We start from the raw sequence: 26,350 nt of genomic DNA, 5'->3' as shown, positions 1-26,350 counted from the left end.
TAATGAGAATCGTGAGTAATGATAATCATTTTCATCCGATAATTAATTACAAGCAAAAATGAATCTACCGGGGATTACAATGAAAATAAGATATCTTTTAACAGCAACTGTTGTGTTGTCTATTGTGTCGCTATTCATTGGTGTAGTAAATATTAAGCCAAGTGACTTATTAGACTTCGGTTCAGAAGAAACTAGACTATTTATTATTAGTCGTGTACCAAGACTTGTAGCAATTTTGCTAGCAGGTGCAGGTATGAGTATTGCTGGTTTAATTATGCAAAGCTTAAGTAGGAATAAGTTCGTGTCACCAACTACAGCAGGAACTTTAGATGCTACGAAATTAGGCGTCCTAATTTCAATGATGTTATTTACAAATGTCACGTACTTCCAAAAAATTTCCTTCGCTTTCATATTTGCTTTAGCCGGCACATTATTGTTTATGCAAATATTAAATCGAATAAAGTTTAAAGATGCGATTTTTATACCGCTTATTGGCTTAATGTTCGGAAATATTCTTTCGTCGATTACAACATTCTTTGCGTATAAGGCAGATATAATCCAAAACATTACTGCATGGTTACAAGGAGATTTCTCTTTAATAATGAAAGGTCGTTATGAGCTTTTATACATAAGTGTACCTGTTCTAATTTTAGCTTACATTTATGCGAATCGTTTCACAGTGGCTGGCATGGGTGAAGATTTTGCAAAAAATCTTGGTCTTTCCTATAAATTCGTTGTGAATTTAGGTCTAGTGTTAGTAGCACTCGTAACAACTACAGTGGTATTAACTGTTGGTGTGATTCCTTTCCTTGGATTAATTATTCCAAATATCATATCGCTATTCAAAGGGGATAACCTTGCAAAGACATTACCACATACAGCATTACTCGGAATGTCATTCCTATTATTATGTGATATTTTAGGACGCGTCTTGATTTTCCCTTATGAAATTCCGATTAGTATGACGGTCGGCGTCATCGGAAGTGCCATCTTCCTATTTATGTTGTTTAGGGGGAGAGCATATGCGTAACCGTACCAAAATGTTGATATTACTAGGTTTAGCAGTAATTGCTATGTTACTGTATGTCTTTTATGAACTAAATGGGAACTATCATTATGCGTTCCCTCGTCGCCTCATTAAAGTGGTGGCGATGGCATTAACGGGAATTGCCATTGCATATTCTACAGTGGTATTCCAAACGATTACACATAATCGTATATTAACACCAAGTGTTATGGGACTTGATGCGTTATATATGATGGTGCAAACAATTATTTATTACTTCTTTGGTTCTATGTCCATATTCGTTATTAACGCGCAATATAATTTCTTGTTAGCTGTTACAGCTATGGTAATTTTTGCACTGATTTTCTATCGGGTATTGTTCAAAGAAGGGAAACGACCGATTTACTTCCTGCTGCTAGTCGGAATGATTGTCGGAACGTTTTTAGGAAGTGTCACAACATTCTTCCAAGTATTAATTGATCCTAACGAGTTCTTAAGCTTACAAAGTAAAATGTTCGCTAGCTTTAATAATGTGAATTCAGATTTAGTATGGTTAGCAGGTTTTGTAATTGTCGGAACTTTTGTATACGGATGGCGTCATATGAGCCAACTTGATGTGATGTCCCTTGGTCGTGATACAGCGATAAATCTAGGAGTACCTTATGATAAGCTTGTACAGCGCATGCTTATTCTATCTTCTATATTAATTGCCGTTTCTACAGCTCTTGTTGGGCCTATTACATTCTTTGGCTTAATCGTAGCGAATTTATCGTATCAGTTTTTCAAGACGTACAAGCACTCTGTGTTAATCGCAGGCTCTTGTGTGATGAGTATTGTTGCTTTAGTCGGTGGACAGTGGATGGTCGAACGTATTTTTAACTTCGATACAACACTTAGCGTCATTATCAACTTTGTAGGTGGTGTGTACTTCATCTACTTATTATTGAAGGAAAGTAGGTCAGCAGGATGATCCAAGTAAAAGAAATTTCTAAGTTTTTTGGGAAAAAGCCTGTCATTCAAGATGTTAGTGTAGACGTTGCGCCAGGGAAAATTACGTCTTTTATCGGACCGAATGGTGCAGGTAAATCAACATTGCTTTCAATGGTAAGCCGTTTACTGAATGCAGACACTGGAGAAGTACTACTGGATAAGTCGGATGTGCGTCGCTGGAAATCCGATGACTTTGCAAAACGCGTATCGATTTTAAAGCAGTCAAACTACATGAATGTACGTCTAACCATACGCGAACTCGTATCATTTGGTCGTTTTCCTTATTCAAAAGGGAATCTAAAACCAGAGGATGAGCAAAAAGTAGATGAGGCAATACAATATATGAATTTAGACGATATTCAGCATAACTACTTGGATGAATTATCGGGTGGTCAGCGTCAACGGGCATTTATTGCAATGGTCATTGCACAGGACACCGACTATATTCTATTAGATGAGCCACTTAACAATTTGGACATGAAGCATTCCGTGCAAATCATGAAAATATTGCGTAAGTTGGTCGATGAGTTAGGAAAAACGGTTGTCATTGTTTTACATGATATTAACTTTGCCTCTGTCTATTCTGATTATATCGTCGCTTTAAAAAATGGACGTGTTGTAAAAGATGGTCCAACGAATGACATTATTAACTCAGATGCGCTAAAGGAAATCTATGATATGGATATCCCTGTTCAAGAGCAGAATGGCTGTCGCATTTGTGTGTATTTTAACTCATAGTAATAATAGATAGTCATACCTATCTAAAAATATAAAAACCATTAAAGGAGCATTTCACAATGAAGAATTGGAAATTACTTACTGTACTAATGGCAATGATGCTTTTAGTATTAGCTGCTTGTAGTTCGAAAGAAGAATCAAAAGAAGACGATAAAGGTTCAACAGATAATAAACCCGCTGAAGAGCAAAGTGAAGCGGCTGCTGCTTACCCAATCACAATCCCAGGTAGTACAATGGGCGAAGATACATTTGAAGAAGTAACACTTAAAGAACAACCAAAAAATATTGTTGTATTTGACTATGGTTTCCTTGATACTTTAGATGCTTTAGGCGTTGAAGTTGCAGGTGTGCCACAACAAGCAGTACCAAGTTATTTAAGCAAATATGCTGACACTACGTATGTAAATGTTGGTTCTTTAAAAGAGCCTGATTTTGAAGCAATTTCTTCTATGAGCCCAGACATTATTTTTATTTCTGGTCGTCAAGCGGCTGCTTACGCAGAATTATCTAAAATTGCGCCAACTGTATTCGTTGGTGTAGATAACACGAATTTCATGGAATCATTCAAAACAAACACTGAATTAGCTGGTAAAATTTTCGGTAAAGAAAAAGAAGCGGCTGATGCATTTGCTGCATATGAAGCGAAAGTAGAAGAGATCAAAGCAAAAACTGCTTCATCTGAAGACAAAGCTTTAATCGTTTTAGGTAGTGAAGGTTCATTATCTGCATATGGTCCTGGTTCACGTTTTGGTGTTATTCATGATGTATTTGGTGTAAAAGCTGTTGATGACACAATTAAAGTTGATACACATGGTGATAACGTAAGCTTTGAGTACGTACGTGAGAAAAACCCAGATATGTTATTCGTAGTTGACCGTGATGCAGCAGTTAACCCTGAAGGTGAGTCTGGTACGAAAGCTGCTATTGAAAATGAAATCGTTAGTGCTACTAACGCTGCTAAGAACGGTAAAATTTTCTATCTAAATCCAGAATATTGGTACCTATCAGGTGGCGGTTTATTATCAGAAACTGCAAAAGCTGATGATATTTTAAAGGCGTTTAACTAATATGTTTGTTCAAATTAAACGTATGGTCGTTACAGAAGGCAATGCCAATAAGGTTGTAGAGCGTTTTGGAGCAAAAAAGGATGGTCCATCACTACTTGAACAACAACCAGGTTTTATCGACAAGCAAGTCCTTGTAAAAAAAGTACGTCGTGGCGATGAAGAAGTGCTTATTATGGTTCGTTGGGAATCAGAAGAAGCATGGAAAAATTGGGAGAAGAGCCCTGAGCATATTGCTGGTCATAAAGCAAATGCAGGTAAGCCTAAACCTGACTTTATCATTGAAAGCGGACAAGATGTTTATTATGTAAAAGGTTAAAACAATGGGAGGTGTCACAAGTCATTTGTGGCACCTCTTTTTGCTTTATATATCAATATTGGGTGCGAAGGAGAGGTAGGCAAGAGGGTGATTCTGTTTGTGTCACACCACACCTCGCCGTTTTTTAATTGAAGGGTGAAATGATAAGGTAAGCAATAAAAATCGATTCATTATGAAGCCTAATGAAGGTTGTAATTACTAGAAATAGCCGTTTAATGTTTGATGGAGGTTTTATTCCAGCTGTTGAAAGCCGAAGTAATATTAAAAGAAATACCGCTCTCATTAATGCATAATCCAGTAAAATTAGTTGGGCAGTAATAATAAGCTTCACTTGCCTTCGTAACAGAATTGAAAGTCTTTGTAGAGGCAATATAATCTGTATTTTGAACATCAGTTGGTAAGTCTGCATTTTTCACGGTATTACTGCCGATGCTATGGCTATTAAGAGATTGTATTTGCTTTCCTCGAGCATACATAATGCTACAATGAGGAGCTTTATATATCATTGGTGTATGAAGATTCAAACCAGAAGTTAAAGGGCTCACTAAAGACAATAATAACAAATCGTCATCTGATACTTTTACAATCTTATATTGCGCCATATAAGCATCCATTTTTTGCTGAAAAGTATCTTCAAAACCAGATGTATCACAAATGGAGTCGTATAGAGTGGATTTAAGTTTGTATACTGCTAAAGTTTCTTGATAAGCTCGTTGCTCTGCTTGAATAATTAGTTGTTCAATAGATTGTTGTTCGTGTGAAGGTTTTTTAATAGTGATTTCTTCTGCTGATACATAAATTGTGCAGGAAAAAGTTTCTGTAAGTATTAGTATAGTGTTATTTACTCCATTAGCCATTTCAATCACTCCTAATTTGGAGAATTTAAATTTTACCTAACTTAAGCGTAACATCAGTCTGGACGCCATTTCAATGGTCAGTTAACGCCAAAAAAATGGCGGTCTCTGTAAATATACCGCCATTTTTTTTACTACTTTTTAACAAAAAACTGGCGTGCTATTCTCAAATACCGCCATTATTTGGCGGTATTTTTGTTTTTATTATTAGTGATAAGTAGAAAAGGTGACATTAATTCATTTAACTTGTAAATACTAGAATTAATTACCAATAATATATATAATATTTGATAATATAATTAAGGAGGAAGAGGGCTATTGAAGGATATAGATGGACGCATTAATGAATCTTTAGACATGCTTATTGAAAATGATGCAATGCTTGGTGATGAATTAAAGACAATGCTTAAAAGATTTAAAGCAGAAAAAGTAGATACAGGCTATTCGTTTGGCAAACTATGTTTTTGGCATTATGAAGCATTTGTAGATTGTTTGAATGATGATATTTATAAAGTCGCTGCAGCTATTGAACTTCTAATTTTGTCCTATGATATTATTGATGATTTACAGGATAAGGATTCTGATTATATTTGGAGCAAAACACCCGAACTTGCATTAAATGTTGCATTAGCCATGCTCGTTATGTCATCTAAGGCTATACATAACACTACGTTTGAACATAAAAATATGGCCCTTCGATTATTACAAGAATATGCTTTGCGAAGTATTAGTGGCCAGCAGTTAGATGTACTCAATGATTGCCAAGATGAGCAATCCTATTTACAAATGATTGATCAAAAATCAGGTTCCCTAACAGCAATGAGTTGTGTTATCGGCGAAGCACTTGCCAAAGGAGAAATGACCACTGAAGTAGAAGAGTATGGAAAATATATAGGTATTATTCAACAAATAAAAAATGATATTCAAGGTTTAAAAACATGGGGTCCTAAGAATGACCTTTTAAATAAAAAATATTCGTTACCAATTATTTATCTAATGTCACAAAATAATAGTGTTTCAAAATATGTGATAAACTATTATAATAAAGATATAGTTACATTTTTGGATAAAAATGCTATAGAAAATGAGTTGCAAAATGGTGGCGCAATACGTTATGCCATTACGATTAAAAACCTCTATAAGCTAAAAGCATTGAATAATCTCGAAAATGTTGCTATAAACAAAGTAGGTAAAGAATACCTAATAAAACTAATGAGATGAGGAGAGATTTTTATGATTAATGTAATTCAGTATCTAGAACAAAACCCAGCACTAGTATCACTGTTAAAAGAACAGAAAGTCGCATTAATTGGTTTTTCAGCAACTGAACAACAGGCTATACTTGACTCATTCGAAGAAGAACTATGTCTACAACATACAATCTGGAACTAAATATAATTATACGAAAATGGTTTATGCTTGCTATAAGTGTATACATTCTGCTAGGTTTCTACCTGCTATATGTTACTTATAGCAAGCCTTATTTGGGTATAGATATTAAAGAAATAAATGGAAACTGGGTAGTAGAAAATTCATATGGACCATTATTGAATGGGCAAGAGATTTCGACGAATGATATGATTTTAAAAATAGATAATGTTCCAATCGACGCAATTCCTTATGTCAAAGATGATTTTGTTATTAGGGCTGCAAATACGTTAACTATTTTGAAGCCTGATGGTCAAACAATCGACGTAGAAGTAAGTAGTTTAGATTTTACTGAGCATTTTTATTTTGTATTGGTAATTCCAGGGTGTTACTATTTTTTAACATTTTTTATTGTCCTTTATTTGTATTGTAAACAAAAAAACACTTCGCTATTAAGATTGCTTATTTTATTTATGCTATCTGTCTCCATAGCTTATCTTAGTAGCGGCGCATCAGGCAGTCTAAACAGTATAGGCATTATCGTCAATCGAGGAAGTATGTTATTATGTTTAGTATTGTTTTTACATTTTTTGAGAGATTATTTTGTTTTTTTAAAGGCAAATTGGATACTTTCTAACAATATCAAACTATTTTATCTACTACCTATTATAGCGATGCTATTTGGCTACATTGGCATTATTTATTATGACTTGCATGGTTTCCTTTCAAATATTGTGTTAACTGTTTTCTTACTTTTTCTTATTACTATACTTGGCATTTTATTGCTAAGCTATTTTAAATATAAATCACCTCAGTTAAAAATTTTGTTAAATGGCGTAATGATTCCTTTTCTTCCATTCTTGTTTCTTTATGCATTTCCACTTATATTTTTTAATCAATATATACTTTCCGCTGAAATCAGTGCTTTATTTTTACTGTTGATCCCATTTAGCTTTATTTTTACTCAACTAGCGGAACGATTATTTGATATTGAATATCACATTACAAGACTTCGGTACTATGTAATATTTTCTTTAATATTTACTTTGTGGTTTGCTTTTGGTTTGTATTGGATCGCTGGAAAATTTTTAACGATGACTGTGATATCAGGTATTTCATTGTTTACTTTTTTATCGTTAGTTGTTCTTTTCTACATAAAAGAGAAGGTAGATTATCGCAAGCGCAAAATATTATTTTCTACTAAAGGTGATTATATACATCAGTTATATATTGCTGTAGATAGAATTGGTAAAACGATTAAATTAGATGAGCTTTTAGAAAGGTTTGCACAGGAAGTTTCACTGCACCTTGAGCTTGAGCATGTATTTGTATTAACCTATGACTATGACACAAATCAATTTACTTCAATGGTTGAGGGAAAGATTCCTATAAATCCTATGTTAATGGAAGATTTAAAACTAGGAGAAATACGGAAACTTGACAAAGTCTATCTAGCTTTCCTCCATCAAGATGCTCATTACAAAAGAGCCTTAGTATTGGGGCATAATAATTCAATTCATTTAAAAGAAGAAGAGCTACTATGGCTCGAGTTGCTTCTGTTATATGTAAATAATTTTATAGAAAATACAAAAATGGTGGAAGAACTGTTAGAGGAACTAAAGCATATGAAGCAAGCAGATGATGGTCAATTACCTTGGCTAAACAAACTACTGTGGTTAAGGTTTGAAGAGGAAAAATATCAATTAGCTCAAGAATTGCATGATACGAATTTACAAGAGCAACTCCATATTGCTCGAGAAATAGATGTCTTAATAAATGCAAAAGATACATTAGAAATTCAACAAAAACTTGTAAAGATTCATCAACAAATGGTTACATCTTTACATGATTTAAGAGCTTATTGTGAAAATCTAAAACCCCCACTATTAGACACACTAGGGCTAAATGCTGCCTTAGAAAAACTCATTCGAAAAGTAACAGAAAGAGCTAGCTTTTTGTTAATCTATACAATTGATCGTCTCTATCTAGAGGATGAGCGAATGAACTTAATGATTTACCGTCTATTTCAAGAATTACTTAACAATGCGCTGAAACATTCCTACGCGACAACAGTTGAGATTCACCTTAAGGAAATGGACAATGGATTTGAAATCATTTATCAGGATGATGGGGTAGGCTGTAATGTAAATGATATTATAGTAGCAGAGTCGATGGGGATTCGTGGTATGCAAGAGCGTGTCAAAGCCTTTAATGGACACTTTTACATGGATACCCATATTAATAAAGGGATGTTTATTAGAATTACAGTAAAAGAAGGAAGTGACACACTTGATAACGATGCTCATAGTGGATGATCACCCTATTGTGTTAGAGGGAACAAAAAATTTATTTAAAGAAAATGAAGATATTTTAGTTGATACGGAAAGTGATGCAACTTCTGTCATTCCAAAAATAAAAAATAAGCCATATGATATTTATCTTATTGATATTAATATGCCTTTGGAAAATGGCATTCATTTAGCTCGAAATATTAAAGCTATACAGGTTGACGCGTCGATTATCCTTTATACAGGGGATGATATTACGGATTATTATCCACTCATTTTGGAAAGAAAGATAGAGGGGATTTTAGCGAAGACAGCATCTAAAGAACAAATATTACGGACGGTCCGAGCCATTGCCAATGGTGAAATTGTGTTACCCAAAAATTTCTTAGATTTTCTTGATAATCGCTTTAAATTGCAGGATGCAAAGCTCGATATACATTTAAATGAAAAAGAAAAGAAAATTTTAAGGTTGATTGCTAAAGGGCATACAAATAAAGCAATAGCGATCGAATTAAATATTCCTCAACGAACAACTGAAAGATATTTAACACAGTTGTTTTCCCTACTCAATGTAGATTCACGTACAGAAGCAGTAAACCTTGCGGAACGAATGAATTTACTCTAGTTTTAGAATATGCTACAATTGATAAAAATTGTTATATTTTACTGCAAAAGGATGTATTTTAGGGTGTCTTAAGACACCTATAGTATACTTAGGGTAATTTACTATATTTATAATTCTATATACCTATTAGGTGTATTAAACACCGCCATATTTTGGCGGTGTTTTTTTGTATTACCGCCAAATCACGCCAAAAAATCAGTGAAGTCCGCCAAAAAAGTGGCGTAAACACAACATTGAAATGGTGGTATAAGTACTGGTACGCTTAACTTAATCGTAGTTAAGTTTATTTGCCATAGTGAGTATTAATGTAAGTGTAGGATTTATTAATTAGTAAATTTCTATTTTATTTATATAGTAGAATGTGGATTTTTTTGTAATGTTACTAGCTAGACAGCATATTCATGATAAAACTTTAATAAAGGTAGGCGTATAATTTGAAAGTAGAACTTGAAAATTTAATCTCTATAGATGAATCTAATAAAGATCAAGTCATTAAAGTTTATAATCGCTATGGTATTGTGGTAGGTGCGCCTGAAATCAGAAAAAGAAATTTGAAGGCATCTTTTAATCCTATTTTTACTTTAAATGAAGATGTGACGTATGAGCAGGTGGCAGCATTATATAAATCATTGGAACATGAATTAGGGATTGTCTCTATTGGAGAACGTTTTTACTTTGATTTTTCGGATAGCGAATATCAACAAGCGCCATTATTTACTTTAAATTCTACGGGTAACTCCCCAGAGATGTTTGTAGATGATAAAGGCACTTTATTTTCTATCAGTACGTATTGTAAGAAGTGTGGTCTTATGGAAAAAGAGCAACTATCACCATTAGTCATTGATACATCGCAAATGAAGGATCGTCATTTAGTCCATGTAAGTGGGTATTGGGTAGCCTCCGAAGAATTAGTGGCACTAATGGAGCAAGCTAAAATTGAAGGCTATGAACTATTAGAAGTAATTCATAGCGGATCAGAAGTTGGGAAACAGCCGGCATATCAAATAATCCCAACACAGATTATGCCTGTAAGTAGTGCAGAAAGAATTAAACTGTATTTTGCTACTGAACAACCGCCTTGCAAATGTGGGTTAAGCGGTGTCATTAATGGTCCTGATATTTATGATCGTAACGATATAATAAAATTAAATGGTGATGTATTTTATTCTTCTGAATGGAGCCATGATGGCAGATATCTGTACAGAAAAACATTGTTTAGTAGAAAGTTCAGAGAGTTAATTATTAATAATCGTATTTCTAGAGAAGTGAGAGGGGAAAAAGACCAAAACTTTGGACCGAAGGATTGGTTATTTGATCCTGTATTATTAAAATAGTCTGAAGAATTAAATATCAGAGGTTAGGAGAGTGCTGGTGTTGTTTAGAAAAATACTACCTATAATAGCTATTTTATTTATTGTTGCATTAGCACTTTCAAATTACTTCAATAAACCGAATGAAGCATCTATTCGGCTAGCTTATGATATTAAGTGCTTACTAATGCTATAAATGCCGAAATATATGCATATACTCCTCTATTTCACGTAATTATGGTATGATGTGAAAAAACAAATCGTGAATGTATTTTTGAGGTGAAATTTTGATAAAAAAATGGGCATTTCCATTAGCAATAGTAACACTAATAGCTTTTTTTATGTTGCGGTTAACATACCAAGGTGAGACGATTTTCAATTTTGATTCAAAAGTGGCAGACGTATTATTTGGCAATCCGTTTATCGAAGCTTTTCATTATATTGGTGAGCCGAGTTTTGTAATTACAGTTGCACTTATATTGATGGTGTATTTAGCATGGAGGGTAAAAAATTACCGAGGCATGCTATTTGTTTTGTTAACATTTGCTGGAGGTAATGTACTGAATCAATTGCTAAAAAAATGGATTCAACGACCTCGACCAGAAATAGAAGATCAATTAACATCGTTTAGTTTCCCATCAGGACATGCCATGTCAGGAATTTTATATTTGTTTACGGTTGCTTATTTGTTATCTGAAAATAACAGCAAAGCACGTCAAATACAGCTGTGGGTAGGGGCAATTGTACTAACAATACTGATTGGTCTATCACGTATAGCAGGTGCGCGTCATTTTGCTTCCGATGTACTGGCTGGCTGGTGCGTCGGTTACACATGGTTTATCATTTGTGTACTTTGGTATGAGCGACGTAAACGATTATATAAAAAGAATACTATAAAACAATAGTGCTAATGTGAGGCTGGGACATAACTAAAAAAATTTAAGAAACAGACGAAAGATGTTCATAATTTTTTGCTATATGGAGACCTTAGCTATTCTTGCTTTTGCAATTAAAAAAATTAGAAGTGTTCACTAGTTGTTGGTAGCGAAGGCGGTGACTCCAGCTCAGAACAGCACACAATGTTAGACGCAACAGACCGCGCGTTAGCGAGGGTTGCGGCTTACGGTGTGCCCGCGGAAAGCACCGCCGTAGCGGACAACAACGGCATAGCAAAAAAGTGTTAGATTGATTGGGTTCAATCTAACACTTTTTCTCTTTTGTCCCAGCCTCTTTTTAGTAGTGCCAGTCGAAAGACGTGCCCATGGAAAGTGAAGTGGATTTTACGTAATAGAATAGCGCATGATGGTATGCACTTTTTCAGACAGTCCTTTATATGAGCTACTTCCTTTAAATGAAAATTTTATTAAGTTTTTGTATAGAATATTTACCTAGTAAAAAAGAATTGCTTCTAGGAAACTTTTAAGCTAAGATGAGTACAATAAGAAAAAGAGAAAAGGAAGAAGGACTTGGAAGGATCAATATTATTCGCCTTAGGGTTAACCCTTTTTGCTGGACTTGCAACAGGAGTAGGGAGCTTAATAGCATTTTTTACATCACGCACAAATACAAAATTTTTATCAATAGCCCTTGGATTTTCCGCTGGTGTTATGATTTATGTATCACTTGTGGAAATATTCGTAAAAGCAAAAGATGCTTTAACGAATGCTTTAGGTACAACTAACGGTTATTGGTTAACGATTGCAGGTTTCTTTGGCGGAATGTTATTTATAGCATTGATTGATAAATTTATTCCTAAATCGACTAATCCACATGAGGTTAAGCTTGTTGAAGATGTTAATGCCGTAAAACCACAGGTAGATGAAAACCATCTGATGAAGATGGGCGTTTTCACGGCTCTTGCCATTGGGATTCATAATTTCCCTGAAGGTATTGCGACATTTATGTCCGCCATAAACGATCCGAATGTTGGTATTGCTATTGCAATTGCTGTAGCCATTCATAATATTCCAGAGGGAATTGCTGTATCAGTACCTATTTTTTTTGCTACAGGGAATCGTAGAAAAGCGTTTAAACTATCATTTTTATCCGGGTTAGCAGAGCCTGTTGGTGCGCTAGTAGCGTATTTGCTATTAATGCCTTTTTTAACAGACGTCATGTTTGGGATTGTATTTGCCGGTGTTGCCGGAATTATGGTCTTTATATCATTAGATGAGCTACTCCCCGCTGCACAGCGCTACGATGAAACACATTTATCGATGTATGGATTAGTTGCAGGAATGGCTGTAATGGCTATGAGTCTAGTATTATTAGCATAATTAAATGAAAAAGGAATCTAGTCAATGGATATCGGCTAGATTCCTTTTTTTATACTTCTATTAATTTTTTAACTGTTTCCAAGCAATCATAAAAAGTGTTAAATGGCTCGTAAGGAACTTGTAAATCTTTACAGCGGTCGATTAACTGTTCTCTAGCTAATACTAAATCCGCTTGTTTAGCAGCTTCAAAATCAGAAATAGAGTCACCAATAACAATTTTGAAATGATCGGGCTGTGCCATTTGACGCATAACAGTTGGTTTACAGCATCCGCAACTTTGTGTTGTAAACTTTGCGCATTGTGCATCGCAGCTATTTGGATAAACTATAGTAATTTGCTCTCCAGAAAAGTCAGCACTATTGCAATAAACCCCTGAAAATGGACCAAACTTTTCAAGCATTGGTTGTATGAAAAAATCCACCCCTCCACTGACAATGTAAAAGGGAATATGGTGTTCCTGGGCATAGTGAACGAATTCTCTAAAGCCTTCACGAATAACAGCGGTCTCCAATAAATATTGAATGATGTCGTCTTTTTGGTTAGTTGATAATAGTTCAAACATAGCTGTAATACCGTCTTTAAAGCTTATTGTTTGGGCCATCATCGCCTTTGCAATTTTCTCAGATTGTTCAGGGACAAAATGCGTCATAAGTGAGACGATATTATCCGTTTCAGTTATAGTGCCGTCAAAGTCGCAAAATATAATTGGTTTCAAGTTACAGCCTCCTTCAAGAAAAAACGCCTACTTTGAAGTAGACGTTGTAAATTTATATTACTTGTACACCATGCTCATCGGCCTTCGTTAGAATGATATGATGTTCTGGGAATTTTGCTTGCATTGTTGCAACAAAGTCTTCGGCAATAGCAGTAGGAATGATGGAAATTAGGGTCGGACCAGCGCCACTTAACGCTGTACCATATGCACCATTTGCTTTAGCAGCTTCTTTAATCTCCGCATACTGTGGTATTAATGTTGAACGGAAAGGCTCATGGAACAAATCAGCTTCCATATAGTGCCCAGCACGTTCAAAATCTCGAACCATTAATGATGCAGCTAGCATATTTGCATTTGCAGAAGCACGTACTGCATACGCCCGATCAAATTGTTTTGGTAATACCGAGCGAGACTCACTCGTTTTCAACTCCACATCAGGGACATAAACAACAAATGAAGCATTGATATCATTGACATGGAAAGTATCTACAATACCGTTTTCATCCATTGAAGATATAGTTAAGCCTCCAAGTACTGAGGCAGTAGCATTATCAGGATGCCCTTCAATCTGAGAAGATAGATTTAACTTATCTTGCACAGTTAACTTCAAATCACATAATTGGTTGGCTAGTTCAATACCCGCAACAATAACGGCTGCACTACTGCCCAAACCACGAGCTAAAGGAAGTTCGCTTGCCATTTCAACACGGCAAGTAGGTAAATTCTTCTTATACTGATCAGCGATTTTTTTGGCAATAATGTATAGTAAATGTTGTTCAAGCTCAAATTCACTAGGACCGTTGTCATCGAGATGTATAATCTCCCAACTATCCTGTAGGGAAACATCTAATTTCAAGTAAAGAGACAAGCCGAGTCCAATAGAATCAAAGCCAGGACCTAAATTGGCTGTGCTCCCAGGAACGGTGATTTGCCACTTTTTACTCATAGTACGCCCTCAATGTATTTACGGATTTCTTCTTCATCATTTTTTAGAGCAACAACGTCTACTGTTGAAACGTTCATTGCCGTGTCAGGATCTTTTAAGCCGTTACCTGTAAAGACTGTCACGACTTTTGAGCCTTTGGCAATTTTACCGTTTTCAACAGATTTAATAACACCTGCTAATGATGCAGCTGAACCAGGCTCAACAAAAATGCCTTCAGTTCCTGCAATTAGCTTATAAGCTGCTAAAATTTCTTCGTCTGTTACAGAGTCAATAATGCCGCCAGACTCATCTCGTGCTGCTTCAGCATACTGCCAGCTAGCAGGGTTACCGATACGGATAGCTGTTGCAACTGTTTCTGGGTTAGCGATTGGTTCACCTTTTACAATTGCTGCGGCACCTTCTGCTTCAAAGCCGTACATTTTTGGTAAACCTGAAGCTTTGACATCATTATATTCTTTAAAGCCTTTCCAGTAAGCAGTAATATTACCTGCGTTACCAACTGGAATGCATAAATAGTCTGGAGCAGATCCCAAAGCATCTACAATTTCAAAAGAAGCTGTTTTTTGCCCTTCGATGCGATATGGGTTAACTGAGTTAACAAGTGCTACAGGTGTTGTTTCACTCACTTGACGCACGATGTTTAAAGCATCATCGAAATTACCATCAATTTCAATAATTTTTGCACCATACATTGTCGCTTGTGCTAATTTACCAAGGGCTACTTTCCCTTTAGGAATAACAACAATAGATTGAATACCTGCACGTGTTGCATAAGCTGCAGCTGCAGCTGAAGTATTGCCTGTTGAGGCACAAATAACACATTTACTACCGTCTTCAATAGCTTTTGCTACGGCAAATACCATACCACGATCTTTGAAAGAACCAGTTGGATTTGCACCTTCTATTTTACCATACAGCTCAATACCAAGCTGTTTAGAAAGATTAACTAAATGTATAAGAGGCGTATTGCCTTCGTTTAATGTTAGAGCAGGTGTATTTTCTGTTACGGGTAAAAATTGTTTATATTCTTCAATAAGGCCTTTCCACATAACGTAACGATCTCCTTTTGTTCTTATAGAAAGAACAGTTGTTTTTGTATAAGAGACATTTTAACGCAAATGACCATATATTTTCAATAGCAATTAATAAATTGTCTAAACAATTCGGTCATTTGAATTTTACTTGTCACTTTCTTGAAACAACTGTATAGTAAACTTGAAATGTAAAGTCAAGTGTAAAGACAGGTGGTTAAGATGACAATAATTAAGCAAGAACAATCTATATCACGTAACAAGCTTTTGGGTGTAGCAGGTGTTGGCTGGCTCTTTGATGCAATGGACGTCGGTATTTTATCTTTCGTTATTACAGCGCTCGCGGTAGATTGGGATTTAACTAAGAGCCAGATGGGCTGGATTGGTAGTATCAATTCTATAGGAATGGCAGTTGGTGCACTCCTCTTTGGTATTTTTGCAGATAAAGTTGGTCGTAAGCAAGTGTTTATGTGGACGCTTATATTATTTTCTGTGGCAAGTGGTATTTCGGCATTTACAACAACTTTAATCGCATTTATGGCATTACGTTTTTTAGTAGGGATGGGACTCGGTGGAGAGCTACCGGTAGCATCTACGCTTGTTTCTGAAAGTGTGGAGGCAAAGGAACGTGGAAGAGTAGTGGTATTACTAGAGAGCTTTTGGGCAGCAGGCTGGCTTATTGCCGCACTGATTTCTTATTTTGTTATCCCGACATGGGGCTGGCGTGTCGCTTTGTTGTTAACAGCAATTCCAGCAGTGTACGCTATATACCTGCGTTGGCATTTACCAGATTCACCACAGTTTACTGCGAAGGCTGAATCTAAAAAACGTAGCATCTTTCTCAACATACGTGATGTATGGTCGAAAAAATATGCCCGCTCGACACTTATGTTATGGGTGCTATGGTTTACAGTAGTATTCTCGTATTACGGTATGTTTTTATGGTTACCGAGTGTAATGGTCGGCAAAGGTTTTGATATGATTACTAGCTTTAAGTATGTGTTGATTATGACTTTAGCACAGCTTCCGGGTTACTTTACAGCGGCATGGTTTATTGAAAAATTTGGACGTAAATTTGTACTTGTTTCCTATTTAATTGGAACCGCTGTAAGTGCTTTCATTTTTGGTAATGCAGAAACAATGGCAGTGCTATTAACATCAGGAATGCTACTATCATTCTTTAATTTAGGCGCATGGGGAGCACTCTATGCATATACACCAGAACAGTACCCAGCCGTTATTCGTGGTACAGGTGCAGGAATGGCTGCCGCAGTTGGGCGAATTGGCGGTATTTTTGGCCCATTATTGGTTGGATCATTGCTAACGGCAGGCTATGATATCGGTTTTATTTTTGCAATTTTTTGTGGTGCCATCATTATAGGGGTTATTGGTGTCATATTTTTAGGTACAGAAACGAAACAAATGGAACTGGAATAGTAAACATAAGGAAAGTCTTGGGTTCAATTTGAATCCAAGACTTTTTTAAAATCTCCTTTATTAAATACATAAAAATTATGTTTTATTTATTTTTATGCACTTTTTTCTAAAATATGTTAAAATTTCAATTCGTAGATTACTTGTTATCCAGCTACTAAGTTGATAAAGATACTTTGGATATGATAAATATAGAGATTTTATGTCATTTTATTATGAACTAGCGCGTTAGTGTGTTAATACATTAAAGATTTTTCTGAAAAGTCATTGTATTCAAATTGCAATCATGATACTGTATTTTTAATCGAATTTAGAGTCAGTAGGGAATAATCTCCATTCGTGATAATTTCTTTGAAAGAAAGGTTGTTAGGAATGAGTATAAATGAAAATATAAAGAAAAGATTTGTAAGACTGTCAAAAGGACAACGTAAAGTTGCGCAATTTGTTATGAGTAATCCAACGGTTGTTATTGCCAATGGGGCAGCTGAAGTGGGTAGACAGGCAAATGTTAGTGAATCAACCGTTATTCGTTTTTGTTATGCAATGGATTTGTCAGGTTATGTGGAGCTACAAGAAGAGATTAGAAGTTATTTAAACTCACAACATGAAAGTGTTCCTCCTCAACAAACATATACAGCGAGCAAGCAAAGAACTTCAAGCTTTGCTAAAATCATGCAACGTGATATGCAAAACATTCAAGATACAATACATCTGGTGAACGATAAGGTGCTTCAAAAAAGCTCTAAATGGATGCATGAAGCGGATACAATTTATATTTTGGGTACAAGACAAGCAGCCTCTATTGCTAATTGGTTATCGTATACGTTGAAAACTTTACGACCAAATGTAAAGCAACTACGTACAGATTCAGATGATCTTGTTCAACAAATCAACAGCATGGGCGAACGTACTACATTAATTGTTTTTTCGTGTGATAAACACTCCAATGATGTGAAAACGATTGTTGAAATAGCGAAAATGAAAAAAGTGAAAATTATTGCTATTACAGGATCGGCGTTGTCATCAATAAGAGACTATGCAAGTGCCTTATTTGCATTAGGTTTAAAAAATCAATCCTCTTTAGATATGGTACCTGTCCTATTTTCATTTATGCATGCTCTTATTGAGGAAATGGTTAGTCATGATAAAGAGCGATATGCTCAATATCAACAATCTTATGAACAAGTAGAAAATAATTTATTATTTTTAGATGTAGCAAGAGAAAAGCAAGTATTTTGATAAAGTATAGCGTATAGATGGAGTAATATGCTCATCTATACGTTTTTAGTTCTCAAGGTAGAGAAAAGTAAAAAGATGTCCAACTAAAATATTAGACATCCTTGAAAAACAATTTATAAAATTTTACTTAAACTATATTCGGCCTTGAATGTATCATTTAGTTTAATAGCATTGACGCGAGTTCCTTCGTGTTCGTAACCAAGTTTTTTAAATAACTGTAATGCGGCATCATTATGCTCCATAACGGATAATTCGAGGCGAGAGATATTTCTTTGGCTAGCCCAATCTTCCACTGCTTTCATAAGTGCTGAGCCGATACCTTTTCGTTGGTGCTCTTCTTTCACAGCCAAGTGGATTGAGGCAACATGTTTGGCTTTAGAGTGCTTATAACCATGAATTACTGCATAACCTGCAAACGTGCCATTTAAAATGCAAAGCAAAATTGTACGGTTTTTTAATTGCTTCCAATAAGCTAGGTTTTTTCTAAGTTGTTGTACAGTTAGCTCTAACTCATTTTCGACATTATACAAAAAGTCAGTTTGTTGAAGGATTTCTTCCTGTAAAAGAATAAATGCTCTAGCATCTGATGCTTCAATCGCTCGGATTATGTACGCAGAAGTATTTTCGTTATTTTCAGAAATATGATCCGTCGATTTTTTCTCCTGTGTGCGAGAAAATGTGACACTTGTACCTAATTTGACATCTATGACATAATAACCTGCATTTGTCCAAGATAAAAAATGCGTAAGAGGGGGCTTAGTTTTTTTCCACCAGCTCTTATTTAAATAAGCAGCATTGGGTAAGGCTTGTCCCATAATGTTTTCTAATGCGCTAAAGGATAAAGTAATTTCACTTTGCGAAGCCACGTCAAAATAGCTTGCCAAAGGAATATACTTTTTTTCCATCTTCTTTGTCATCACAATCCCCATTCCTGTAATTCCTAAAAATTTTGACTACATGATAATAGCATAAAATTATCGTTTCTTGTATAAAAATCACAACTATCTATCTATCTAAAATAAGGAAATTTATGTTTAACATAGGAAATCAAAAAAATCCATGGTAAAAAATAGATAAACTATTAAATGGAGTGAAATACTTTTATTATAGTATAGTGTAGCGTGAATGAACAACAACATAGTTTTCAAAAGACGCGTATGATGAAAGTTTTACTTTATATCATGTTCTTTCATAAATTATGTTAAAATAAATGAAAATGTAGAAGTCATTTAGGAGGAAAAGTATTAATGAGCAAAGTTTTAGTTTTCGGACATAAAAACCCTGATACAGATACAATTACATCTGCAATTGTATACGCATATTTAAAGCAACAAATTGGAGTAGAAGCTGAAGCAGTACGTCTTGGCGAATTAAACAATGAAACAAAATATGCACTAGACAAATTTGGCTTTGAGGCACCGCGTTTTATTTCTTCTGTAGTAGGAGAAGCGGAAAAGGTGATCCTTGTAGACCATAATGAATTCCAACAATCGGCTGATGGGATTGAGGAAGTACAAATTACAGAGGTAATTGATCACCATCGTATTGCAAACTTCCAAACAGCTGACCCATTGTATTACCGTGCAGAGCCAGTTGGTTGTACAGCGACTATTTTAAATAAAATTTTCAAAGAAAATGATGTTGTAATACCAGCAAATATTGCAGGGTTAATGTTATCAGCTATTATTTCTGACACATTACTGTTCAAATCACCAACTTGTACACAACAGGATGTAAAAGCTGCGGAGGAACTTGCAAAAATCGCCGGTGTTGATGCTGCGGACTATGGACTAGCCATGTTAAAAGCAGGTGCTGATCTTTCAGATAAATCTTTAGAGGATCTTTTGTCTTTAGATGCAAAAGAGTTCCAGTTTGGTGAATATAAATCTGTTGTTGCCCAAGTGAATGCTGTTGATATTAACGATGTGCTTGGTCGACAAGAGGAATTAGAAATTCTTTTAAATAAAAATGTTGCTGACAATGGTTTAGATTTATTCTTCTTCGTTGTAACAGATATTTTAAATAATGATTCAACAGCTGTTGCAATAGGACAAGTAGCAGAAGCGGCAGCAAAAGCATTTGGTGCAGAGCTGACAAACAACCGTGTTGTTTTACCAGGTGTTGTATCTCGTAAAAAACAAATCGTTCCAGTATTAACGGATGCATTAAAATAAAATCGTGTAGTATTGCCCAAACTGAAGAATTAGGTTGGGCTAAAATGGGAAAAAGTGTTAGATTGACTACCATCAATCTAACACTTTTTTTGCTATGTCATTTCATTGATGTTTGCGTCTTGTGCGTTCCTGCTTGCATCACTAGTTACGCTATCATCAACCAGTGCCTTATTAATCAAGCTTTAATGGTTGAACTGCTGGACCTTCTAACACTTCACCTTGGGCATTAAAACGGGAACCGTGGCAGGGGCAATCCCATGTCTCATCCGCTTCATTCCACTTTGTTTTACAGCCTAAATGCGTACAAGTCGGGGCGTTTCCATTTTTAATATAGCCTGTGACTAGTTCCTTTGCCACGAAGCCTCCGACTTTCAGCATTTGCATAAACTGCGCACCAAATTTTGTGCGTGCAGGCGAATAAAGCATACTTGCATCGTTGTTCTTCGCAGTACCTGTAATAAGTGAAGACAGTAAATCTCCAGCGACGAATGAATTAGAAATCCCCCATTTGCGATATCCTGTTGCGATAAAGACATTTGGTAAGGACTGCGTAATTTTGCCGACATAAGGCACCATATCGGGTGTTTCGATATCTTGAGCCGACCATCTATAAAGTGGTTCCTGCCCAAAATGTACTTTCATTTCATTTTGAATGGCATCGTAAAAGGGCTTCGTATTGGCCGTTTCACCTGCGATATGATTAGCCCCTCCAAGAAGTAAATAGTGCTCATCGTTTATAGTAGTCGTTCGAATAGAACGTGAAGGAAAATCAACTGATAAATACTGTCCTTGGTATGTTTCCGTTATTTTACTGGCAACCATATAAGAACGGTTATTAGAAAGTTTGATAAGTTGTAAACCTTTGAATGCTTCAATTGGGTAATGTGTGCACAAAATTAGCTTATTATATTGAACCGATATATTTTTTTCGGTATGTAAGTCATTTTGTGCTATCCGTAATTGCTGGACACGTGTGTTTGCATATAGTTTCGCGCCCATTGATAATGCCTCTTTTATAAGAAAGTTACTTACAATTACAGGGTTTATTTGAGCTTGCTGCGATATGCTAAGTGCCTTTGTAATAGGGAAAGGGAGCTCCGTTTCAGAAGTAATCTTTGCCTTTACATTTAATACTTTATAGGCATTCCACTCTTTTAATAATTGTGAGTAGCCTTCTTTTGTTTGACAATACAGGTATGAGTCAACTGGCTGAATGGACTCTTTAGGCAGGAATTGTAAAGCTTTCTCTACAGCATGTTGATTTAAATGATAGTAGAGCCTAGCATCATTTACAGAAAGCTTTTCGAGAAGATTTGCGTAGACTAAGCCATGCTGTGCAGTTAATTTACCTGTTGAATGACCAGTCGTACCATGACTTAGCTTTGAATTGGCCTCTAGTAGTACAACATCGACACCTGCTTTTGCTAATACATAAGCGGTATATAATCCAGTCAATCCTCCTCCAATAATACAAACATCACATTTAGTCGAAGCTGTTAAAGATGGCAAGGAAACCGAGTCGGTTGTTGCAAGCCAAAGAGATTGTGTCATACATAACCCTCACAGTGTTTTTACGTTCAGTATGGAGATAGCTTTGAAAATTTATGCAATGAAGCATAAAAATTGCTTGAAGAGAGGATGTGTCGTTACAATGTAGCAAAAGGAGCGTGTTTTTATGAAAATTGAAATTTGGTCAGATTATGTTTGTCCTTTTTGCTACATTGGCAAAAAACAATTGGAAAAGGCAATACAGGATACAGGCTTTGAAGGCCAAGTGGAGCTTGTTTATAAAAGCTATCAACTTGACCCGACAACACCAGAAGATACGAATGAGTCGATCTATGAATCTTTGTCTCAGAAATATAGTATGACATTAGAAAAAGCGAAAGAAATGACACAAGGTGTGACAGCTCGCGCAAAAGAAGTAGGCTTACATTATAATTTTGATCAGATGATGGCAGAAAACACATTAAAGGCACATCGACTTGTGAAATGGGCTGAACAACAAGGTGACGCTAGTGAATTAGTTGAAGCGCTGTTACATGGCTATTTTATCGATGGAAAGCGCATAAGTCATGATGAGGTATTAGTGGCAATCGCAGAACAAGTTGGTTTTAAGCGTGCAGATATTGAAAAAGTTCTTGCTAGTGATGAATTTAAAGGTGATGTCGAAGTAGATATACAAGAAGGGCTTCAACTTGGTGTACGAGGCGTTCCATTCTTTGTACTAAATCGTAAATATGGTATTTCTGGAGCACAACCGCAAGAAGTGTTTGAAAATACTTTGCGTAAAGTAGCGGAGGAAGAAGGCTTACAACCAGGGTTAAAGATGGAAGGCTCTGGAGACGCAGGCGTTTGTACAGATGATAGCTGTCAGATTTAACTTGCTTCTGTAACCTTTATAAATGTTGAATTGGCACAATCAAGTTAAATAGCTCCGGCGGATGTTCAAGATTTGAAAGATGAGCGATTCGAGCAAGTGTGAAAAAAATTTGGACGCAATTACGCCGAGGCGTAATTGCGTTTGTGCATTTTACTTACAATGATTCAGTCAAAAGTCTGAGGCTCCTAACATTGACTTTTTATCGGAATTTTTTTATTATAAGGATATATCTTGAATTCGAGATATTAATTTAGGAAACTCAAGGGAGAAATTATATAATGAACGTATTAGTAGTAAAAGCTAACAACCGCCCAGACGGAATTTCAACAAAAATGTACGACACTTTCATGGAAAACGTACAAAATGTAAACGTAACAACATTCGATGTATTTGCTGAAGATATGCCTTATTTCGGTCAAGATCTTTTCAATGCATTCGGTAAAGTTCAAAATGGTGAAGAATTATCTGACATTGAATCTCGTCTATTAGCTGCAAAACAAAAAGCGATGGATGCACTAACTGCAGCAGATGTAGTTGTATTTGCTTTCCCATTATGGAACTTAACAATTCCAGCGACATTACAAACTTTCATTGACTATGTATATCAAGCTGGTTTCACGTTTAAATATGATGAAAACGGTCAATTAGTTAGCCTAATGACTGATAAAAAAGCTGTAATTTTAAACGCTCGTGGTGGTTACTATTCTGCACCAGAAGCACAACCTATGGAAATGTCTGTAAACTACATTAAAAATGTAGTAGGTGGCGTATTCGGTATGGAAATTATTGAAGAAGTTATAATTGAAGGTCATAATGCTTCACAAGATAAAGCAGGAGAGATTATTGCAAACGGCCTAGAAGCAGTAAAAAAAGTAGCAAAATCTCTACAAACTGTAACTGCGTAAGTAATTATTTTTTATTAAAAGTCCTCTCTTAATAGAGAGGACTTTTTTATTGGTCTTTTAGAGGTATGGCAGATGTATGAAGGTCTGACATATTGGTGTTACACGCTTATTAAGAATTTACATAAAATAACATACTGTGAAAAATTAAGTTTAAAATGGTAAGAATATATGAATTGGTTGTAAAGTGTTCAGCTATTAGTTTAAAAGTACATGCAATTAGGTCTAAATGTTCAGTGAAATTAATGATTAGTATAATATAATAGAAATCGTAGGAAAATATTAGATTTATAAGGAGGTTGTTACATGAATAAGAAAATAATTACTACAGTATTTGCCTTGTTATTTGTTCTTTTTACGGTTATTCCATTTAACGTTTCCGCTAGTGCTGCATCCAATGATGTAACGCGTGGAGATTATGTAAAAGAACTAGTAGACAGCTTGAACATCGAGCTTGGTGACGGGTCATCACTTGCTTTTACGGATGTTCCTAAGGATTTAGCACCTTATGTGGAAAAAGCGGTAGAACTAAAGCTAATTAAAGGTAAAACTGCGACATTATTTGGCCCGAACGATAAATTAACACGCCAACAAGCTTTTGTAATTTCTGCCCGTGGATTAGTAACAAACAATGCGCCACTTAGTGACTTAGATAAATTCAAGGACGCAGATCAAGTAGCTGAAACACATAAGCAAGATTTAGCCAATGCTGTAGCAGCAAATCTATTACAAGGCTTCGAAGATAATACCATTCGTCCTCGTGACTATGTAACAACTGAACAGATGCAAAGTATTGTTGACCGTTTTGTAGCTGAATACAAAGCACCTGCAACTTCAACAACGGTAGCTCTTCAAATTTTAGGTACAACAGATATTCATACTAACTTAGCAAACTATAACTACTACTTAGATGCTGAATCTGCTGACGTCGGTTTAGCGAACACGGCTTCACTAATAGAACAAGCACGTACAGAAAATCCGAATACATTATTATTTGATAATGGTGATTTAATTCAAGGTACGCCTCTAGGTTCTTATAAAGCATTAGAAAATGTGTTAAAGCCAGGTGAGGTTCATCCAGCTATTGCCGCTTTAAATGCACTAAAATATGATGGTGGTACTTTAGGTAATCACGAATTCAACTATGGCTTAGATTTTTTAACAGAAGTATTAAATGATGCGCAATATCCAGTAGTGAATGCCAACACGTATGATGCAAAAACAAAAAAACATATGTTCACACCATTTGTTCTGCTTGATAAAGAAGTTGTAGACAATACAGGTAAAAAACATACACTTAAAGTGGGTGTAACGGGTATTGTACCAACGAAAATTATTGAATGGGATGCTATTCATCTAGAAGGTAAAGTAGAAATGCAGGAGCCTGTAGAGGCAATAAAAGAAGTTGTTCCTGAAATGCAAAAAGCAGGTGCAGATGTCATTGTAGTCCTTTCTCATTCCGGTATCGGTGAAGATACGAATGTGCAAGGTGCTGAAAATGTAGGATACCAAATTTCTGAAATCGAAGGTATTGATGCTTTAATTACAGGTCACTCTCATTTGACATTCCCAGGCGACTACAAGGACCTTAAAAATGTCGATCAAGAAAAAGGGTCCATTAATGGTGTGCCTACTGTTATGGCAGGTAGTTATGGTAGTCACCTTGGCGTGATTGATTTAACACTAGAACAACAAGGTTCGAAGTGGGTTGTGACAGATGGACAAGGTTCCATTCGCTCTATTAAACAAGAAGGATTGAAACCATCGCAAACAGTGTTAAACGCTATTAATGAAGCGCATGAAGGGACATTAACTTACATTCGTCAAGCTGTTGGTGAAACAACTGCACCAATTCACAGTTATTTCTCAATGGTTCAAGATGATCCTTCTATTCAAATCGTAACACAAGCTCAAAAGTGGTTTATTGAAAAAGAATTAAAAGGGACTGCAGATGAAAATACACCAATCCTATCTGCGGGCGCTCCTTTCAAAGCGGGCTCTCGCAATAACCCTGCGGACTTCACCAATATTCCTGTAGGCCCACTTGCTATTAAAAACATGGCGGATATCTATCATTACGATAACACTGTTGCAACAATTAAGGTAACTGGTGCGCAAGCTATTGAATGGTTAGAAATGGCTGCTGGTATTTTTGCAACAATTGATCCGAAGAAAACGGAAGAACAAAATATTATTGATGCTGAGGCACGTTCTTACAACTTTGATGTATTAGATGGTTTAACATATCAAATTGATGTAACATCACCAGCAAAATACGATCGTCGTGGTAATGTTGTAGACAGCAAAGCAAACCGTATTAAAAATGTACAATATAATGGCAAGCCAATTGATTTAGAGCAAGAATTCATTATCATCACAAATAATTATCGTGTTGGCGGCTCTTATGGGGCAACATTTAAAAATGCAGAAGGCACAAATGTGACAAACTATGCTTATGAAAACCGTCAAGCAGTAGTGGACTATATTATGGCAAACAAAACGATTAACCCTGCTGCTGATAATAATTGGTCATTTGTACCATTCCCAGCTAATACGAAGATTATTTATCATTCAGCGAAGGAAGCCCAAAAAGTTATTCCAGCAGGTAGCAACATTGAGTACCTTGGTGATACAGAAGGCGGCTTTGGTAAATATTTAATTAAATAATGCTGCATACCAAAAGGAGAG

The 26,350-nt window shown here is 35.7% G+C and carries 24 protein-coding genes; 18 read left to right on the top strand and 6 right to left on the bottom strand.

Going from position 1 to position 26,350, the window contains the following annotated elements; genetic code table 11:
- Positions 1-79 precede the first annotated feature (79 nt).
- The 5 genes from MHH88_RS20400 to MHH88_RS20380 are packed head-to-tail and all read left to right on the top strand — an operon-like array spanning position 80 to position 4,117.
- The gene (locus MHH88_RS20400; RefSeq protein WP_069508862.1) at positions 80-1,030 is read left to right on the top strand and encodes an ABC transporter permease; all 951 of its coding nucleotides are present in this window, start codon (positions 80-82) and stop codon (positions 1,028-1,030) included.
- On the top strand, positions 1,023-1,976 hold the full coding sequence (locus tag MHH88_RS20395; RefSeq protein WP_069508864.1) for an iron chelate uptake ABC transporter family permease subunit: 954 nt from the start codon (positions 1,023-1,025) through the stop codon (positions 1,974-1,976). Before MHH88_RS20400 ends, MHH88_RS20395 begins: the two co-directional genes overlap by 8 nt.
- Positions 1,973-2,734 (top strand): ABC transporter ATP-binding protein, encoded by a 762-nt coding sequence (locus MHH88_RS20390; protein WP_069508866.1) that lies wholly within the window; start codon positions 1,973-1,975, stop codon positions 2,732-2,734. The genes MHH88_RS20395 and MHH88_RS20390 overlap by 4 nt, the downstream gene beginning before the upstream one ends.
- A gap of 59 nt (positions 2,735-2,793) precedes the next feature.
- Complete coding sequence (locus MHH88_RS20385; protein WP_069508868.1) at positions 2,794-3,801, top strand: siderophore ABC transporter substrate-binding protein; 1,008 nt, start codon at positions 2,794-2,796, stop codon at positions 3,799-3,801.
- A 1-nt stretch (position 3,802) separates the two neighbouring features.
- Complete coding sequence (locus MHH88_RS20380; RefSeq protein WP_024361366.1) at positions 3,803-4,117, top strand: antibiotic biosynthesis monooxygenase; 315 nt, start codon at positions 3,803-3,805, stop codon at positions 4,115-4,117.
- 212 nt (positions 4,118-4,329) lie between these two features.
- Here MHH88_RS20380 and MHH88_RS20375 read toward each other — a convergent pair whose 3' ends face one another.
- Positions 4,330-4,974: a hypothetical protein gene (locus MHH88_RS20375; RefSeq protein WP_103977845.1), complete on the bottom strand. Its 645-nt coding sequence runs from the start codon at positions 4,972-4,974 to the stop codon at positions 4,330-4,332.
- Positions 4,975-5,289: 315 nt separating this feature from the next.
- Between MHH88_RS20375 and MHH88_RS20370 the strand changes: the two genes are divergently transcribed.
- From MHH88_RS20370 to zupT, 7 genes are all read left to right on the top strand, one after another.
- The gene (locus MHH88_RS20370) at positions 5,290-6,192 is read left to right on the top strand and encodes a polyprenyl synthetase family protein (protein ID WP_339260317.1); all 903 of its coding nucleotides are present in this window, start codon (positions 5,290-5,292) and stop codon (positions 6,190-6,192) included.
- A gap of 12 nt (positions 6,193-6,204) precedes the next feature.
- Positions 6,205-6,363 (top strand): competence pheromone ComX, encoded by a 159-nt coding sequence (comX, locus tag MHH88_RS20365; RefSeq protein ID WP_069508875.1) that lies wholly within the window; start codon positions 6,205-6,207, stop codon positions 6,361-6,363.
- Between the two features lie 23 nt (positions 6,364-6,386).
- A complete protein-coding gene (locus MHH88_RS20360; RefSeq protein WP_339260314.1) occupies positions 6,387-8,654 on the top strand; it encodes an ATP-binding protein in 2,268 nt (755 codons plus the stop codon).
- Complete coding sequence (locus tag MHH88_RS20355; protein WP_256093115.1) at positions 8,638-9,252, top strand: response regulator transcription factor; 615 nt, start codon at positions 8,638-8,640, stop codon at positions 9,250-9,252. The genes MHH88_RS20360 and MHH88_RS20355 overlap by 17 nt, the downstream gene beginning before the upstream one ends.
- Before the next feature lie 434 nt (positions 9,253-9,686).
- Entirely contained in the window at positions 9,687-10,586 is a 900-nt protein-coding gene (locus MHH88_RS20350) for a hypothetical protein (RefSeq protein ID WP_339260311.1), read from the top strand.
- A gap of 266 nt (positions 10,587-10,852) precedes the next feature.
- Positions 10,853-11,467 carry a phosphatase PAP2 family protein gene (locus MHH88_RS20345; protein ID WP_069509013.1) on the top strand — a complete coding sequence of 205 codons (615 nt, stop codon included), beginning with the start codon at positions 10,853-10,855 and terminating at the stop codon, positions 11,465-11,467.
- Positions 11,468-12,028: 561 nt separating this feature from the next.
- On the top strand, positions 12,029-12,838 hold the full coding sequence (gene zupT / locus MHH88_RS20340; RefSeq protein WP_339260309.1) for a zinc transporter ZupT: 810 nt from the start codon (positions 12,029-12,031) through the stop codon (positions 12,836-12,838).
- A 49-nt stretch (positions 12,839-12,887) separates the two neighbouring features.
- On the opposite strand, the gene MHH88_RS20335 is transcribed toward zupT, so the two are convergent.
- The 3 genes from MHH88_RS20335 to thrC are packed head-to-tail and all read right to left on the bottom strand — an operon-like array spanning position 12,888 to position 15,548.
- On the bottom strand, positions 12,888-13,553 hold the full coding sequence (locus tag MHH88_RS20335) for a 2-hydroxy-3-keto-5-methylthiopentenyl-1-phosphate phosphatase (RefSeq protein ID WP_069508882.1): 666 nt from the start codon (positions 13,551-13,553) through the stop codon (positions 12,888-12,890).
- 52 nt (positions 13,554-13,605) lie between these two features.
- Positions 13,606-14,499: a homoserine kinase gene (gene thrB, locus MHH88_RS20330; protein WP_069508884.1), complete on the bottom strand. Its 894-nt coding sequence runs from the start codon at positions 14,497-14,499 to the stop codon at positions 13,606-13,608.
- The gene (thrC, locus tag MHH88_RS20325) at positions 14,496-15,548 is read right to left on the bottom strand and encodes a threonine synthase (RefSeq protein ID WP_069508886.1); all 1,053 of its coding nucleotides are present in this window, start codon (positions 15,546-15,548) and stop codon (positions 14,496-14,498) included. The genes thrB and thrC overlap by 4 nt, the downstream gene beginning before the upstream one ends.
- Before the next feature lie 204 nt (positions 15,549-15,752).
- Here thrC and MHH88_RS20320 point away from each other — a divergent pair, with 204 nt between their 5' ends.
- Both MHH88_RS20320 and MHH88_RS20315 read left to right on the top strand, forming a co-directional pair.
- A complete protein-coding gene (locus tag MHH88_RS20320; RefSeq protein WP_339260305.1) occupies positions 15,753-16,967 on the top strand; it encodes an MFS transporter in 1,215 nt (404 codons plus the stop codon).
- 369 nt (positions 16,968-17,336) lie between these two features.
- On the top strand, positions 17,337-18,203 hold the full coding sequence (locus tag MHH88_RS20315) for a MurR/RpiR family transcriptional regulator (RefSeq protein ID WP_339260303.1): 867 nt from the start codon (positions 17,337-17,339) through the stop codon (positions 18,201-18,203).
- A 113-nt stretch (positions 18,204-18,316) separates the two neighbouring features.
- On the opposite strand, the gene MHH88_RS20310 is transcribed toward MHH88_RS20315, so the two are convergent.
- Positions 18,317-19,120, bottom strand: coding sequence for a GNAT family N-acetyltransferase (locus MHH88_RS20310; protein WP_339260301.1), 804 nt, complete (start codon positions 19,118-19,120; stop codon positions 18,317-18,319).
- A 330-nt stretch (positions 19,121-19,450) separates the two neighbouring features.
- On the opposite strand from MHH88_RS20310, the gene MHH88_RS20305 reads away from it, so the two are divergent.
- Positions 19,451-20,377 carry a manganese-dependent inorganic pyrophosphatase gene (locus tag MHH88_RS20305; RefSeq protein WP_069508892.1) on the top strand — a complete coding sequence of 309 codons (927 nt, stop codon included), beginning with the start codon at positions 19,451-19,453 and terminating at the stop codon, positions 20,375-20,377.
- A 171-nt stretch (positions 20,378-20,548) separates the two neighbouring features.
- On the opposite strand, the gene MHH88_RS20300 is transcribed toward MHH88_RS20305, so the two are convergent.
- The gene (locus tag MHH88_RS20300) at positions 20,549-21,928 is read right to left on the bottom strand and encodes an FAD-dependent oxidoreductase (protein ID WP_339260299.1); all 1,380 of its coding nucleotides are present in this window, start codon (positions 21,926-21,928) and stop codon (positions 20,549-20,551) included.
- Positions 21,929-22,052: 124 nt separating this feature from the next.
- Here MHH88_RS20300 and MHH88_RS20295 point away from each other — a divergent pair, with 124 nt between their 5' ends.
- The 3 genes from MHH88_RS20295 to MHH88_RS20285 all read left to right on the top strand — a co-directional run bounded on the left by MHH88_RS20295 (position 22,053) and on the right by MHH88_RS20285 (position 26,329).
- The gene (locus tag MHH88_RS20295) at positions 22,053-22,760 is read left to right on the top strand and encodes a DsbA family oxidoreductase (RefSeq protein ID WP_069508899.1); all 708 of its coding nucleotides are present in this window, start codon (positions 22,053-22,055) and stop codon (positions 22,758-22,760) included.
- A 278-nt stretch (positions 22,761-23,038) separates the two neighbouring features.
- Positions 23,039-23,665, top strand: a complete 627-nt coding sequence (locus tag MHH88_RS20290) for an FMN-dependent NADH-azoreductase (RefSeq protein WP_339260297.1) — start codon at positions 23,039-23,041, stop codon at positions 23,663-23,665.
- Between the two features lie 303 nt (positions 23,666-23,968).
- Positions 23,969-26,329 carry a bifunctional 2',3'-cyclic-nucleotide 2'-phosphodiesterase/3'-nucleotidase gene (locus MHH88_RS20285; protein ID WP_339260295.1) on the top strand — a complete coding sequence of 787 codons (2,361 nt, stop codon included), beginning with the start codon at positions 23,969-23,971 and terminating at the stop codon, positions 26,327-26,329.
- Positions 26,330-26,350: the final 21 nt, after the last annotated feature.

It is taken from the genome of Lysinibacillus sp. FSL K6-3209 (genome assembly GCF_037976175.1).
GTDB lineage: Bacteria > Bacillota > Bacilli > Bacillales_A > Planococcaceae > Lysinibacillus > Lysinibacillus sphaericus_D.
Note: the sequence above shows the minus strand (reverse complement) of the source record. Positions and strands in the feature narration are given on the sequence as shown.

Coding starts and splice junctions, on each gene's coding strand:
- MHH88_RS20400 (WP_069508862.1), top strand. CDS start 80: ATGAAAATAAGATATCTTTTAACAGCAACTGTTGTGTTGTCTATTGTG.
- MHH88_RS20395 (WP_069508864.1), top strand. CDS start 1,023: ATGCGTAACCGTACCAAAATGTTGATATTACTAGGTTTAGCAGTAATT.
- MHH88_RS20390 (WP_069508866.1), top strand. CDS start 1,973: ATGATCCAAGTAAAAGAAATTTCTAAGTTTTTTGGGAAAAAGCCTGTC.
- MHH88_RS20385 (WP_069508868.1), top strand. CDS start 2,794: ATGAAGAATTGGAAATTACTTACTGTACTAATGGCAATGATGCTTTTA.
- MHH88_RS20380 (WP_024361366.1), top strand. CDS start 3,803: ATGTTTGTTCAAATTAAACGTATGGTCGTTACAGAAGGCAATGCCAAT.
- MHH88_RS20375 (WP_103977845.1), bottom strand. CDS start 4,974: ATGGCTAATGGAGTAAATAACACTATACTAATACTTACAGAAACTTTT.
- comX (WP_069508875.1), top strand. CDS start 6,205: ATGATTAATGTAATTCAGTATCTAGAACAAAACCCAGCACTAGTATCA.
- MHH88_RS20360 (WP_339260314.1), top strand. CDS start 6,387: ATGCTTGCTATAAGTGTATACATTCTGCTAGGTTTCTACCTGCTATAT.
- MHH88_RS20355 (WP_256093115.1), top strand. CDS start 8,638: ATGCTCATAGTGGATGATCACCCTATTGTGTTAGAGGGAACAAAAAAT.
- thrB (WP_069508884.1), bottom strand. CDS start 14,499: ATGAGTAAAAAGTGGCAAATCACCGTTCCTGGGAGCACAGCCAATTTA.
- thrC (WP_069508886.1), bottom strand. CDS start 15,548: ATGTGGAAAGGCCTTATTGAAGAATATAAACAATTTTTACCCGTAACA.
- MHH88_RS20320 (WP_339260305.1), top strand. CDS start 15,753: ATGACAATAATTAAGCAAGAACAATCTATATCACGTAACAAGCTTTTG.
- MHH88_RS20315 (WP_339260303.1), top strand. CDS start 17,337: ATGAGTATAAATGAAAATATAAAGAAAAGATTTGTAAGACTGTCAAAA.
- MHH88_RS20310 (WP_339260301.1), bottom strand. CDS start 19,120: ATGACAAAGAAGATGGAAAAAAAGTATATTCCTTTGGCAAGCTATTTT.
- MHH88_RS20305 (WP_069508892.1), top strand. CDS start 19,451: ATGAGCAAAGTTTTAGTTTTCGGACATAAAAACCCTGATACAGATACA.
- MHH88_RS20300 (WP_339260299.1), bottom strand. CDS start 21,928: ATGACACAATCTCTTTGGCTTGCAACAACCGACTCGGTTTCCTTGCCA.
- MHH88_RS20295 (WP_069508899.1), top strand. CDS start 22,053: ATGAAAATTGAAATTTGGTCAGATTATGTTTGTCCTTTTTGCTACATT.
- MHH88_RS20290 (WP_339260297.1), top strand. CDS start 23,039: ATGAACGTATTAGTAGTAAAAGCTAACAACCGCCCAGACGGAATTTCA.
- MHH88_RS20285 (WP_339260295.1), top strand. CDS start 23,969: ATGAATAAGAAAATAATTACTACAGTATTTGCCTTGTTATTTGTTCTT.